Here is a 12,024-nt window from a genome sequence, read left to right as displayed (position 1 = left end):
CACCCTTGTAACTTCTCTATAACAAAAGAGTAACATAAATGCATCTTTTTTTGGGTAGGTAGTTAATGGAATCCATAGACTCAAAACGACAACAAAAGTGAAACCCGGGACCTATCTTTAGGATAAATATATCGAATGAAGGGGCTTACCATGATGAACCATATACTAACTTTTTACGTAACAAACAAACAATTACTGCCATTACAAACATACCTAAAAGATATCATTGGTATTCCTAAAGGACATCTGCATGAATTACGAATGTCCAAACAAGTTTTGGTGAATGATGAGGTTCCTAATTGGACGAAACCGCTTCAAGAAGGAGACCAGATTTCTGTCCCTATTTTACCAGAAGAAATATCCCCTTCCGCTACTAACATGGATATCGAAATTATCTACGAGACCGAACATCTATTGGTAGTTAATAAGGAAGCAGGGATGGACACACATCCCACTTCAGATCAAGACTTCCGCTCTCTTTCCAACGGAGTGGCACACTATTTCAAAAATAACGGAATCTCCTCTAAAGTCCGTCATGTACATCGTTTAGATCAAGACACGAGCGGAGCCATCCTATTTGCAAAACATGCCATTAGCGGCGCTATATTGGACAGAATGCTGGAAGAGCGGAAAGTTAAACGAACATATTTGGCACTTGTTGAAGGCGAAATGAGCAAGCCAAAAGGAACTGTGGATAAACCTATTGGAAAAGACCGCCATCACGCTTCAAAAAGAAGAGTCTCTCCAAATGGACAAAAGGCTATTACCCATTTCAACGTTGTTAAGACTTTTCCAAACGAACAACTTACACTGGTAGAATTAACACTCGATACAGGAAGGACGCATCAGATCAGGGTACATATGAGCAGTCTTGGTCATCCCATCTATGGTGACAAGCTTTATGGTTCAAAATACAAACATCATCGCTACAGCCTGCATGCATGGAGGTTAACTGTTCCACACCCCTTTAAAGAAGAAAGCATAACTGTTCATGCTCCTGTCCCAAGTAAATTTGGCCCTTCCTTTATTAAACTAGAAGAGCTGTAGCATAGATGCTACAGCTCTTTTCTAAATACATAACTAGTTTTATCGTATTCCATTTTCTTTTCATAAAATCTGTGAGCATCTTTCCTTGGTAATCCTGAGGACAAGGTTACTTTCTCACAGCCTCTTTCTTTCCCTAATTCTTGTATGTACTTAAGCAATTTCTCCCCATAGCCTTTTGATCTGATTGTACTTTTTGTCACTAAATCATACACATAAATATGACGCCCATCATAAAAATTGGTTAGCATGATTATTCCCGTAACCGCGACTACCTCATCTTCTGCGGCATACGCATATAATTCGTAGCCCTCTTTGTGCATGGTTTCATATATTTCTAGAAAAGTATCTTCTGTGAGGTGTGGTCTTAATTCCTTTAATACTTGGAAACCTTCAAGTAATTCATCTTTTGTTTGTAAATGCTTGATCAACTTCAACCACTCCCTATGTATAGTTCCATGCATTTATGGTCATTACCTATATCATACTATTTTTGTTCACAAGATTGATCTTTTTGATGAAATTTTCCGTTAGGATACTAGTTATAATAAAATCATTGAACGAGAGGAGTGTTCTTTTTGAAAAAAATAACCTTATTTATCAGCTTGCTTTCATTAATGATGTTGGCAGCTTGTGGATCAACTAATAACAATGAAAATACAAACGGAAACAATGATGACGTGCCTAGCTTGGTGGAAGTAGAGATTAAGCTCCCTAAAGCAGTGGAACCGAATGAAGAAGTGAAAATAGAAGCCCTCGTCACTCAAGGTGGAGAGAATGTGGATGATGCCAGTGAAGTGAAGTTTGAGGTATGGCAGCAAGGTCAGGAAGCGGATCATGAAATGGTAGAAGCAAAGAATGACGGATCTGGAAGTTATTCCATCAAGAAAACCTTCGAAGAGGAAGGCTTTTACTATGTCGTCGCGCACACTACTGCCAGAGATATGCATGTAATGCCACGTGTTGAATTAACTGTTGGAAATCCAGAACCTATAGAGAAAGAAGAAAAACATGAAGAAGAAGGTCATAGTCACGATCATGAGACACATGAAAAAACAGACCATAATGATCATCATGGGCATGAGAGCAGCTTAAGCATGACTTTACAGCATACGAAAGCAGTGAAAGCAAATGAGGAAACCACGTTATCCACTGAAATCAAGCAAGAAAATACTGCTTTAACAGATGCCACGGTTCGTTTTGAAATTTGGCATGAAGATTCAGAAAAACATGAATTCGTAGATGCAAAAGAAGTCAGTGATGGTGTCTATGGAGCAAAAGCGACCATGAAAGAAAGTGGTCTGCATTATATTCAGATTCACGTAGAAAAAGGTGAATTACACGAACACCAACAAGAAGAATTAGAAGTGGAATAAATATGAATAAAGGTGCAAGGCGACTAAGCCCTGCACCTTTTTTATTGTTAAAGTTAGGAGTTAAAAATCAAAATTATCCGGATCTGGACCTACACGTTTGTCTTCGTTCAATGCATGTATTTTCTGCATCTCATCTTCTGACAACTCAAAGTCGAAAATGTCCGCATTTTCTTTAATACGGTGCTCTTTCACTGATTTTGGAATAGTTACGACACCATTCTGAAGATCCCAACGAAGAATGACCTGTGCAACGGACTTATTATGAGCATCTGCAATTTCTTTTAATACCTCATTATCCAAAAGCTGTCCTTGCATCAGAGGGGACCACGCTTCCATTTGGATCCCATTTTCTTTACAGAAATTTAATAGCTCCACCTGAGAAAGCTTTGGATGATACTCTACCTGATTAACCATTGGTTTTACCTCAGCCACATCCAGAATATCCTGAAGGTGATGAATTTGGAAGTTGCTCACCCCAATGGCACGGACTCTTCCGTCCTTATATAACTTTTCTAATGCTTTCCACGTATCTACATACTTTCCTTTAACAGGCCAGTGTACAAGATATAAGTCCAGATATTCTAAACCTAGCTTTTCCATGCTCTCATCGAAAGCTTTTAATGTAGATTCATATCCTTGATCTGCATTCCATACTTTTGTAGTGATGAAAAGCTCTTCACGAGGTATATCGGATTCTCTTATTCCTTTACCTACACCTTCTTCATTTTTATAAATGGCTGCTGTGTCGATGTTTTTATAACCTGCATGAATGGCCATCTTTACAGAAGACTCTACTTCCTGACCCTCTTCTACTTTAAACACCCCAAGGCCAAACCAAGGCATTTCCACTCCATTATGTAGGGTTGTTGTAGATGCTAAACTTTTCATTTTTTTCACCTTCCTATTTTCAATCATACTTTTATTATGTCCCATTACACCGATTATGCAAATATTTTGCCTAGGTACTCACCCATGAATTTGTCCCGCTATATATATAGAAAAAAGGAGTTTGATGATGGAGATGTATGACTATATTATGCTCTTGAATTTATTGGCCATAGTTTCCACGACACTTGTCAGTTATGTATATGTCTCTCAAATGGTGATGCGTAAAGGGGCATTTTTTTTCCATACTGCCATTAGTCTTTCCTTTATCATCCTCACATGGTTTATCACTACGACGATTTGGTTCTTCCTTACCAGTAAGGTTGATGGACTCCTATATATCGGAGGAATGCTTTTCAATATGATGGTAGCGATATTTTGTTCCACCGTATTCCTTGCTTACTTGTTCGTTCAACGTGCCTATTTCATCAGAAAATATAAAAGAACCAAACACACAATTGAAAAGAATTAGTGTTCTAAAGAACTTTAGTTATTTGGTTAAACGCCGCTGTTACTTTCCGCAAATGGCTGCGCTTTCCGCGGGCAAGCGAAGCGCCTGGAACGGAAATCAACCAGATAATAGTCACATAGATAAATACCCACCACAAAAGTGATGGGTTTTTATAATTTTATCCTATTGCATTCCATTTTTAATGGCACTTGCGACTTGAAGTGTCCGTTTTGTCTGATGTTTGACCGCTGCACTCACGTCCTCTTTCCAGTTACCGTCTTGATCAGCCGTTACACTTGTACCATAGGGATTTCCGCCGGCTTCAAAAATCGAGTTGTCCGTATATCCCGGCGCCGCTACGATAACTCCCCAATGGTATAAGGTGGTGTAAAGATTTAATATAGTTTGTTCTTGACCTCCGTGAGGATTGCTTGCAGATGTCATCGCACTTGCAACCTTGTTTGCAAGTTTTCCTTTTGCCCACAGTCCTCCTGTTGTATCAAGGAATTGTTTCATCTGTGCAGGTACTGTCCCGTATCTTGTTGGAACACTAAAAATATAAGCATCCGCCCAAGTAAGGTCATCCAAACTTACTTCAGGTACGTCTTTTGTTTCCTCGAGATGTTGTTTCCAAGTTGGGTTGGAGTCTATTGCCAGTTGAGGGGCTAGTTCAGGCACCTTTAACAACTTCACCTCTGCCCCGCTTGCCTTTGCTTCCTCTTCTGCAGCTTTTGCCAGTTTATAGTTTGTACCTGTTGAACTGTAATAAATGATTGCCAGTTTTACATCTGTAGTCATTGTCAAACACTCCTTTTTACTAGTTTTGGAAAGGTTTTTCATGTTTGCAGTTTCAATGATATCTACCTTCTAACTTATCTTGTACCCATATATCTCGAATTAAAACGATAGAATGTGTTTTTAATAAACTTATATAAAAAAGACCCTACTCTAGTAAGTATGGTCTTTTAGTAAAATCATCCCCCCGGAATAGGGTCCGGATGCTGATCTTTTGTAGCCAATAAAACTTCCTGCTGTAGATTCGCTCCTGCTTCCTGTAACTCCACTGCGCCCCCTAATAATAAGAAAACCGCCATAACCAATAGAACCAATTGTTTTTTCATACGGCCCATCTCCTCCTTAAAGAAAAGTTTGTTTTTTCAGTTCCTTGTATCCAAGAGCATAATAATAACTTGCTTTTTTATATTTATAACTGGCTTCAAAATGTTGAGCCAGGCGTTCAGCGTAGATGATTAAGGGCTCCTTTAGATCCTTTTGCTGAAAATACGGCAATGCTTGCTCTTGAAAGATTTGATCGAATTTATCATAATCTCCTTCAAGAATACTCTCATGAATGGAAAAGTAATAATGATACTCCAGAGCTTCCTCCGGCTTCTTTAATAGCTCCTGACCAAGTTTCAGCCACTTCCTGCATTCTGCATATTCCTTGAGTTGATCATACTCAAGTAAAATGCAATAAATAGAAGTTAGTTTACTTAGAGGTCTATCTTGTTGTTTTAGAAAGTAACTTTTTTCATATTCATGGATTGCTTCTATGCGTTTGCCTTGGATGGAATAAAGTTTCCCGAGGTTATGGTAGATTAGGGACTGTAGGTACATATTATTAAGCGACTCCGACAACTTTTGAGCAAGAAGATAACTTTCCTCTGAACGGTCATATTCTCCAATTCTACGATAGCAGATACCTAATAACACTTGGCACTCTGCGCTTCTTTTAAAATCATAGATGGCTTGGAATTCTTGGAGTGCTTTGCTGGTGTAAGTAATGCTCAGTGGTTCTTTCATCGTTTGGCTATATGTAAGGCCGAACAAATAATAAAGATCCGCCTCTTCTGATTTTTCAAGATTGGAGTTCCTTTGCAACAGCTGCTCTGCTACCTTAAGGTGCTCCAGGGCTTGAGCAAAGTTGTTACATCTATATTCATAAATGGCATAGAATTTTTGAAAATAGTAATGCATATGAATATCAAAAATATCCACAAATTGTTGTAACTTTTCAATGAGCACCCTGGATTGTTCCATGTTTTTAAGATAAAGGTGATAACGTAGTTCGAACAGTACAAAATACATATATGTCTTCGTATTAACGGACTGGATTTTTTTAGACAAGCTTTCATATCTGCGCTTTATTTCATCACTCTCGCTTGTAGTCATCAACTTGTACCAGGACATAAGATCTTGGAAGATTGTATCGTCCTGCTGTTCTATAAGGCTAACTTCCAGACGCTCACATAATAGTCGCAACACTTCCTCACTCGGCGAAGTTAGGTTGTTTTCAATCTTTGATAAATAGGATACAGATATAATTCCTCTTGCAAGATCATCCTGCTTTAATCCCTTTTGTATGCGAAAAAATTTGATTTTACTTCCGATGTCCATTTTAGTTGTCTTAACAGATGGTTGTTCGAGCTTTATCATATGGATCATTCCTTCGCTTTGTTTTCTATTTTAAATATTCAGATTACTATAAGTGAACTACTTCGTCAAAGCGTATGAACCCTGTCTACCTATTATAAAAGGATATTATCTTTTTAGTAACCTCTTTTTATAGTTATCTAGGCATATTTCAATAGGAAATTTTTCCTTTATTCGCAGAAAAATAAGGACTGAATGCTGGATTATAACTATTTTTGGCGAACAATCACTACTTTTGTCTACCTTGGAGGAAGTTGCTTGTTGATGTGGAAATACACTTGTAAAGGGAGGTAGTTTGAATGGAATTAAAGACACATGAAGTGGCAAAAGAACTAGGAATGGCACCAAGAACTGTTCGTAAGTGGGTCCAAAAATACGAAATCCCTTGTCGCAAAAATGATTATGGCCATTATGTTTACGATGAAGAAGCACTGGCGCGGCTAGAAACACTTAAAGCAAGCTCTGAGGTAGCAGGTGCCATAGAAGTTGCATTTGATACAGAGATCACAGAATTACATGTTGAAAACAAGCGTGCACGAAGTGAAGATGGGAAAGCATTGGAACATCGGCTGGATACCTTGACTGAGAGAGTGTCCAGAACAGAGCGCATGGTTCAGCAAAAGGCAGATGAGGTAGTATCCTATCAACTGTTGCAACAAAGAAAAGAAATTGAAGAACTTACAAAGAAAGTGGACAGACTGGAAAAGGTGTTAGATCAAATGCAAACCCCAGTCAAAAAAATGGAACCCCCACTTATCTTTGACCAACCTCCACAACAAAAGCGCCGCAATGTATTTCGTTCCATATTTGGATTATAGATGAAGCTGCCATGATGCTTGGATGGTCAGCTTTCTTTTTTTAATTCATTCATTACTTGGGTGAACTCCTTAATGAGTAACATTTGCTCCGTTTCATTTAATTTCGACTCGACTATTCGTTTTACCGCTACATAATATTTTTCCATCGGTTGTTTTCTCGTTCTTGGGTGTGTTAGTTCGTCCTTTAATTCCCTTCTTATCGCCTGCTGTAATACTTCCTTTTGATCACAACCATCTATGTACTCCAAAGAGCGGTTGTTCCATAGAAGCTTATACAGTTCTAGTAATCTGCTTTCTTCTTGCATGGTGTTTCCTCCTTGTTTCTACATTTTTCTTGAATTTTATAGAATTTTCATTCAATTTATGGTACTTTGTAAATGAATAATAGTACATAATGCATCCAGGTAAGGGGTCTCGTAATGAACTTTTTGAAAGATATATTATTACAACTGTTCTTTTTGGTCGTCCCTCTTCTTTTATACTACACTCTTGTCCATAAACGTGCTGGTAAGCCTTCCGAGTTTATCCGTCAACTTGCAGCCTTTTTTTATTGTACCATTTCAGCACTTTTGTGTACGACATTTCCTTTACTAACGGCACAGGATACCCCTTTTTACTTAAGCGGTATTCCGGTTATCATATCCATATTATATGGTGGATATTTGGCAGGAATATTGACGGTCCTTGCTGTATTTATCTACCCATTGATTTTCCCGTCTACAACGAACTATTTGCATGCTTATTTTCTTATCCCTTTTCTATCTGTCTTGCCTTTCTTGGTACAGGCGAAGTGGAGGCTGTATACAAGCTCTATGAAATACTTATTGATCTCTACAATTGCAGGGATTGGAGCCGCATTACATTCCATTACTTTTGTAATTTTAGGCATGGAAATAATGGATATAGTTAGCACAAGTATTGTGTTTGTAAGCTCTACTCTCCTTCTATTCAGCTTAGTTGAGTATTTTTGTGGTTTAGATCAGTTACAAAATCAATATAAGAAATTGAAAAAACTTTATCATATCAACACTATTGCTGACGAAGTTGCAAGAGAGTTTCAACAACCGTTAACCATGGTAAAAGGATTTACACAATTACTTGGAGCAGAACACAACAGGGCCAATAAGGAATATGTCCCTATCATCCTGACGGAGCTAAACCGCGCTGAAAAGATAATGGATTCCTATATTAAACTCGCTAAGACAGAAGCATTCTCTTCAAAAGCATTATCTTCAAAGGAATTACTTGATCTAGTCTCAACCGACATCCAAATATATGCGAACAGTCATCACATGGATGTTCAAATTAACAGTGATCGTAACTTAAGGATAAATGGAAACTTGGATTTACTTGCAGAAGCAATTTCAACCATTATAAAATTTTGCATCCATTCTAATGACGGATCGATGAAAAGGCTCCAGCTCAATCACTACCTACAGCGAACAGAAGTTATATTTGAGTTAGTTATGAAAGACGGGAAAGCTGAGAAAGACCCGATAAAAACATTACTTCAGCTACAAGAAATACGTAAAAATGAAGAACATACCCCTCTTTATTCCGCATATACAATCATACTGGCTCATGGCGGGGATCTTCATTACAAGAATCAGTGGTTTAAAAAATCCCTTATTCTCACATTGCCTGCACAAGTGAAAAAAAGTGAACTCGTCACCAGGAACGTTATCCATACAAACTAAAAAGGAAAACTCGTTAAACAAAAACGGGTTTTCCTTTTTAGTTAATATAATAGCCAAGTAGAAATCCCATAATGGAACCGCAAAGGCTTAAGCTTAAGTAGATAATGGCATGTTGATACTTTTTATCGATGACCAATTGAACAGCTTCCACACTAAAGGTGGAAAAAGTCGTAAATGCACCAAAATAACCCAACCCAAGAACCACAAACAGTGCATGGTTATAAAGGTTACCTGTATCAAGGCTCCCATATAGCACCCCTAGTCCAAATGAACCTATACTATTTACAATAATCATCGCTATGGGAATACGGGGGGTTGGAAACTTTTTCATAACAAGCAATCCAAGCAAATATCGGCACAAGGCCCCACCCCCTCCACCAATTGCGAGTAATAAAATCAAGGCTGCTTGATTCATACTAACCTCCCTAACTTCTTAAACCAGAAGCTAAATATTTTTTAGAAAATGAATGTCCAAGCATAAGCCCGAGAAAAGCAAATAAAAGTCCTCCTACCACGGAGGAAATTAGATAAATACCAGTTAGAAAAATTGTGGACTGTGCCTCTAATAAAAAGAAATCTGCAGCTAAAGTAGACATCGTCGTAAAACCTCCACACAGTCCGGTACCAAATCCAACTTTCATATATTCCTTTACGTTTCTTTTAAAGAGCCAACCTGTAAAAGTACCCAGCACAAAACTTCCCACGAGATTTACAAGAAGAGTTCCAATATGAAAGGTAATATCAACCGTACTTAATGTAATGGCATATCTCAGCAATGTCCCGATTGCTCCACCAATAAAAACCGCAAAAACATTTTTGAACACTATATGTCACCTGCTTGATTGAGTTGTTCCACTAATTATAAACAAAAAAAGAGCGGAAGCCTATATAACAGGCACCACTCTTCTTAATGTCTCTATTTATATTTCTACTTTTTCCTTTTCTGGTTCGAAATAGGCACGAATAATAATTTCCAATATTTCCTTCGTCATATTTAAATGAGCGATGGGGCTATCCTTTAGCAATTTTTGAGTATTTCTGTCCGCAAATGAAATACTGCGGTCAAGATAAGGATCAAAAACATCGATCATACTATTCAACTGTGTCTCTACTGGAGTTAACGAGAAACTTGTACCCTTTTCATAAATGCCAAGTGAATGAAAATGCAGGTGTTCTTTTATCGTCTCAAGTATTTCCCTGTTGGTAGGGGGAGAAGGGTTGGTAATATTGTAGATGGTGTTTTTGTCTGCTTTTTGCGCTGCAATGGTTAAAATATCGGCAACATAATCAACAGGAACCAGATTGGAAGTACCATCCTTAGAACCGACAAGATGTACCTTTTCCTTGTAATTCTTGCGTTCGAGTTTCCGTTTAAATAGCTCTAAGCCTCTCATAAATCCATATAAAGTAAAGGTCGAGTCCGCTTCTCCAGTCTTGGAATCCCCTACGATGATGGCAGGTCTGAAGATGGAAACGTCCATGATCCCCTTATATCTCATCACTTCATGTTCTGCAAGCGCCTTACTTTCCTCATAAGGATTATTAAAATCCTGCTGCAGGTCATAAAGTTCTTCGCGACCTGAATTAGATACGCCCACCGTATAAGCAGTGCTCACATGGATAAATTTTTTCACCCCGATTGTTGCAGCAACTTCTAAGGCGTGTTTTGTTCCTTGATAATTCATTTCCATTAGTGTATCCCGTAAATGATGATCAAATTTCACCAATGCTGCAAGGTGGTAGAAAATATCAACCTTATCGGTAATAGCAGCAAATTGTTCAGCAGAAAAACCAAATTCCGGTTTAACAATATCTCCCTTTAGGATGGTAACCCTATCTTGTAGGGAAAGTGGCAAATCTTCTTTTAGTGCCGTTGCTTTTTTCATATTTCTAGCTAATATATAGACCGTATGCTCTCCTTCCAAGAGGTTGCGGATCAACCTTCCCCCTAAAAATCCAGTAGCACCAGTTAAGAATATATTCATTGAAGTCCTCCGTTGTTGAAGATGATTTTCAATCAAATCTAATACAATAGTAATATAGATTGCACACGAAATCAAAACATGGAAAAATTTGAAGAAGCATATCATTAGTAGAGGTCTGTGAATAGCTTACGTTATAATTGAAATAACGACATAATAAAGGAGTCTGTGATGAGTAAAAAATTCTGGGGTCTACTTCTTGTCATTGCTTGCCTTGCCGCCTACTTCTTTATACCCAAAATGTATGCCAGTGTAACTCAAAAATCTGTCGGCAGTTTGCCATATGAACTGGAGGAAAGTGAAAACATTGCATATGCCACTTTTGCAGGCGGTTGTTTCTGGTGTATGGAGCCGCCATTTGAAAAACTACCTGGGGTGTACGAGGTTGTATCAGGCTATACAGGTGGAAACGTGGAAAACCCAGCTTACAACGAAGTGACAACAGGGGATACAGGACATGTCGAGGCTGTCATTGTTTCATACAACCCTAATATCATTGATTATGAAACATTACTAGACGTATTCTGGAGACAAGTCGATCCGACTGATGACAAGGGACAATTTATCGATAGAGGAACACCTTATCAATCTGGAATCTTCTATCATACCGAAGAGCAGCAGCAACTCGCCGAAAAATCAAAAGAAGAGCTTAGTGCCTCTGGACGTTTTGATCAACCCATCGTGACGGAAATTAAGTCGGCTGAAACCTTCTATATTGCAGAAGACTATCATCAGGATTATTACCTGAAAAACGCGGTCCGCTATGATTATTACCGGAACAATTCTGGACGTGATGATTTTCTTGATAAAGCTTGGGGAGAAGACCGCACTATTACTCCTCAAATTGAAGATGACGGAACCACTCTCCTTCACTTAACTAAAGAGGAACTACGGTCCGTATTGACCTCTGAACAATACTTTGTCACGCAGGAAGATGGCACGGAAGAACCTTTCAACAATGAGTATTGGGATTTTGAAGGGGAAGGCATTTATGTGGATTTAATTTCGGGTGAGGCACTGTTCAGTTCTACTGACAAATATGATTCAGGAACTGGATGGCCAAGTTTCACCAAGCCTCTGGTTGCAGAAAATATTGTAGAGCTTGAAGACCGTAGTTTTTTCTCTGTCCGAACCGAAGTCCGCAGTAAACTGGGCAACGCACATTTAGGGCATGTTTTTGATGACGGCCCTGAACCGACTGGCCTAAGATACTGTATGAACTCCGCCGCCCTCCGCTTTGTCCCAAAAGAACAACTCGAAGCAGAAGGGTATGGGGAGTTTCTGGAATTATTTGAATAGGCAATAAACCCACTCATCCTTTTGATGTGTGGGTTTATT

General features: G+C 38.6%; 15 protein-coding genes. 6 read left to right on the top strand and 9 right to left on the bottom strand.

Annotation, left to right across the window (positions count from 1 at the left end; genetic code table 11):
- Positions 1–150: 150 nt before the first annotated feature.
- Positions 151–1,047 carry an RluA family pseudouridine synthase gene (locus LG307_RS05675; RefSeq protein WP_404448880.1) on the top strand — a complete coding sequence of 299 codons (897 nt, stop codon included), beginning with the start codon at positions 151–153 and terminating at the stop codon, positions 1,045–1,047.
- Between the two features lie 8 nt (positions 1,048–1,055).
- Here the strand turns inward: LG307_RS05675 and LG307_RS05670 are convergent, their stop codons facing one another.
- Positions 1,056–1,475, bottom strand: a complete 420-nt coding sequence (locus tag LG307_RS05670; protein WP_404448878.1) for a GNAT family N-acetyltransferase — start codon at positions 1,473–1,475, stop codon at positions 1,056–1,058.
- A gap of 147 nt (positions 1,476–1,622) precedes the next feature.
- Between LG307_RS05670 and LG307_RS05665 the strand changes: the two genes are divergently transcribed.
- Positions 1,623–2,420, top strand: a complete 798-nt coding sequence (locus LG307_RS05665) for a FixH family protein (protein ID WP_404448876.1) — start codon at positions 1,623–1,625, stop codon at positions 2,418–2,420.
- Between the two features lie 60 nt (positions 2,421–2,480).
- Here the strand turns inward: LG307_RS05665 and LG307_RS05660 are convergent, their stop codons facing one another.
- Positions 2,481–3,308, bottom strand: a complete 828-nt coding sequence (locus LG307_RS05660) for an aldo/keto reductase (RefSeq protein WP_404448874.1) — start codon at positions 3,306–3,308, stop codon at positions 2,481–2,483.
- 124 nt (positions 3,309–3,432) lie between these two features.
- Here LG307_RS05660 and LG307_RS05655 point away from each other — a divergent pair, with 124 nt between their 5' ends.
- Positions 3,433–3,777, top strand: a complete 345-nt coding sequence (locus tag LG307_RS05655) for a hypothetical protein (protein ID WP_404448873.1) — start codon at positions 3,433–3,435, stop codon at positions 3,775–3,777.
- Positions 3,778–3,939: 162 nt separating this feature from the next.
- On the opposite strand, the gene wrbA is transcribed toward LG307_RS05655, so the two are convergent.
- The 3 genes from wrbA to LG307_RS05640 form a co-directional block, all read right to left on the bottom strand.
- On the bottom strand, positions 3,940–4,554 hold the full coding sequence (gene wrbA / locus LG307_RS05650; protein ID WP_404448871.1) for an NAD(P)H:quinone oxidoreductase: 615 nt from the start codon (positions 4,552–4,554) through the stop codon (positions 3,940–3,942).
- A 176-nt stretch (positions 4,555–4,730) separates the two neighbouring features.
- Positions 4,731–4,877 (bottom strand): hypothetical protein, encoded by a 147-nt coding sequence (locus LG307_RS05645; RefSeq protein ID WP_404448869.1) that lies wholly within the window; start codon positions 4,875–4,877, stop codon positions 4,731–4,733.
- A 16-nt stretch (positions 4,878–4,893) separates the two neighbouring features.
- Complete coding sequence (locus tag LG307_RS05640; RefSeq protein WP_404448868.1) at positions 4,894–6,192, bottom strand: helix-turn-helix domain-containing protein; 1,299 nt, start codon at positions 6,190–6,192, stop codon at positions 4,894–4,896.
- Between the two features lie 296 nt (positions 6,193–6,488).
- On the opposite strand from LG307_RS05640, the gene LG307_RS05635 reads away from it, so the two are divergent.
- On the top strand, positions 6,489–7,007 hold the full coding sequence (locus LG307_RS05635) for a MerR family transcriptional regulator (RefSeq protein ID WP_404448866.1): 519 nt from the start codon (positions 6,489–6,491) through the stop codon (positions 7,005–7,007).
- A gap of 26 nt (positions 7,008–7,033) precedes the next feature.
- Here LG307_RS05635 and LG307_RS05630 read toward each other — a convergent pair whose 3' ends face one another.
- Positions 7,034–7,312, bottom strand: coding sequence for a hypothetical protein (locus LG307_RS05630; RefSeq protein WP_404448864.1), 279 nt, complete (start codon positions 7,310–7,312; stop codon positions 7,034–7,036).
- A 114-nt stretch (positions 7,313–7,426) separates the two neighbouring features.
- Between LG307_RS05630 and LG307_RS05625 the strand changes: the two genes are divergently transcribed.
- Positions 7,427–8,704, top strand: a complete 1,278-nt coding sequence (locus LG307_RS05625; protein ID WP_404448863.1) for a hypothetical protein — start codon at positions 7,427–7,429, stop codon at positions 8,702–8,704.
- Positions 8,705–8,741: 37 nt separating this feature from the next.
- On the opposite strand, the gene crcB is transcribed toward LG307_RS05625, so the two are convergent.
- The 3 genes from crcB to LG307_RS05610 all read right to left on the bottom strand — a co-directional run bounded on the left by crcB (position 8,742) and on the right by LG307_RS05610 (position 10,689).
- The gene (crcB, locus tag LG307_RS05620; protein ID WP_404448861.1) at positions 8,742–9,119 is read right to left on the bottom strand and encodes a fluoride efflux transporter CrcB; all 378 of its coding nucleotides are present in this window, start codon (positions 9,117–9,119) and stop codon (positions 8,742–8,744) included.
- Positions 9,120–9,129: 10 nt separating this feature from the next.
- A complete protein-coding gene (locus LG307_RS05615; protein WP_404448859.1) occupies positions 9,130–9,528 on the bottom strand; it encodes a fluoride efflux transporter FluC in 399 nt (132 codons plus the stop codon).
- Positions 9,529–9,624: 96 nt separating this feature from the next.
- The gene (locus LG307_RS05610) at positions 9,625–10,689 is read right to left on the bottom strand and encodes an SDR family oxidoreductase (protein ID WP_404448858.1); all 1,065 of its coding nucleotides are present in this window, start codon (positions 10,687–10,689) and stop codon (positions 9,625–9,627) included.
- Between the two features lie 168 nt (positions 10,690–10,857).
- Here LG307_RS05610 and msrA point away from each other — a divergent pair, with 168 nt between their 5' ends.
- A complete protein-coding gene (gene msrA / locus LG307_RS05605; protein WP_404448857.1) occupies positions 10,858–11,985 on the top strand; it encodes a peptide-methionine (S)-S-oxide reductase MsrA in 1,128 nt (375 codons plus the stop codon).
- The last annotated feature ends 39 nt before the right edge of the window (positions 11,986–12,024 follow it).

This window comes from Sutcliffiella horikoshii, assembly GCF_044809035.1.
Taxonomy (GTDB): Bacteria; Bacillota; Bacilli; order Bacillales; family Bacillaceae_I; genus Sutcliffiella_A; species Sutcliffiella_A horikoshii_G.
This window is presented reverse-complemented; position numbering and strand designations above follow the sequence as displayed.

Excerpts from the sequence above, each read along its gene's own strand:
- msrA (WP_404448857.1), top strand. The coding sequence starts at position 10,858 with ATGAGTAAAAAATTCTGGGGTCTACTTCTTGTCATTGCTTGCCTTGCC.
- LG307_RS05635 (WP_404448866.1), top strand. The coding sequence starts at position 6,489 with ATGGAATTAAAGACACATGAAGTGGCAAAAGAACTAGGAATGGCACCA.
- LG307_RS05645 (WP_404448869.1), bottom strand. The coding sequence starts at position 4,877 with ATGAAAAAACAATTGGTTCTATTGGTTATGGCGGTTTTCTTATTATTA.
- LG307_RS05630 (WP_404448864.1), bottom strand. The coding sequence starts at position 7,312 with ATGCAAGAAGAAAGCAGATTACTAGAACTGTATAAGCTTCTATGGAAC.
- LG307_RS05660 (WP_404448874.1), bottom strand. The coding sequence starts at position 3,308 with ATGAAAAGTTTAGCATCTACAACAACCCTACATAATGGAGTGGAAATG.
- crcB (WP_404448861.1), bottom strand. The coding sequence starts at position 9,119 with ATGAATCAAGCAGCCTTGATTTTATTACTCGCAATTGGTGGAGGGGGT.
- LG307_RS05610 (WP_404448858.1), bottom strand. The coding sequence starts at position 10,689 with ATGAATATATTCTTAACTGGTGCTACTGGATTTTTAGGGGGAAGGTTG.
- wrbA (WP_404448871.1), bottom strand. The coding sequence starts at position 4,554 with ATGACTACAGATGTAAAACTGGCAATCATTTATTACAGTTCAACAGGT.
- LG307_RS05655 (WP_404448873.1), top strand. The coding sequence starts at position 3,433 with ATGATGGAGATGTATGACTATATTATGCTCTTGAATTTATTGGCCATA.
- LG307_RS05625 (WP_404448863.1), top strand. The coding sequence starts at position 7,427 with ATGAACTTTTTGAAAGATATATTATTACAACTGTTCTTTTTGGTCGTC.
- LG307_RS05675 (WP_404448880.1), top strand. The coding sequence starts at position 151 with ATGATGAACCATATACTAACTTTTTACGTAACAAACAAACAATTACTG.
- LG307_RS05640 (WP_404448868.1), bottom strand. The coding sequence starts at position 6,192 with ATGATAAAGCTCGAACAACCATCTGTTAAGACAACTAAAATGGACATC.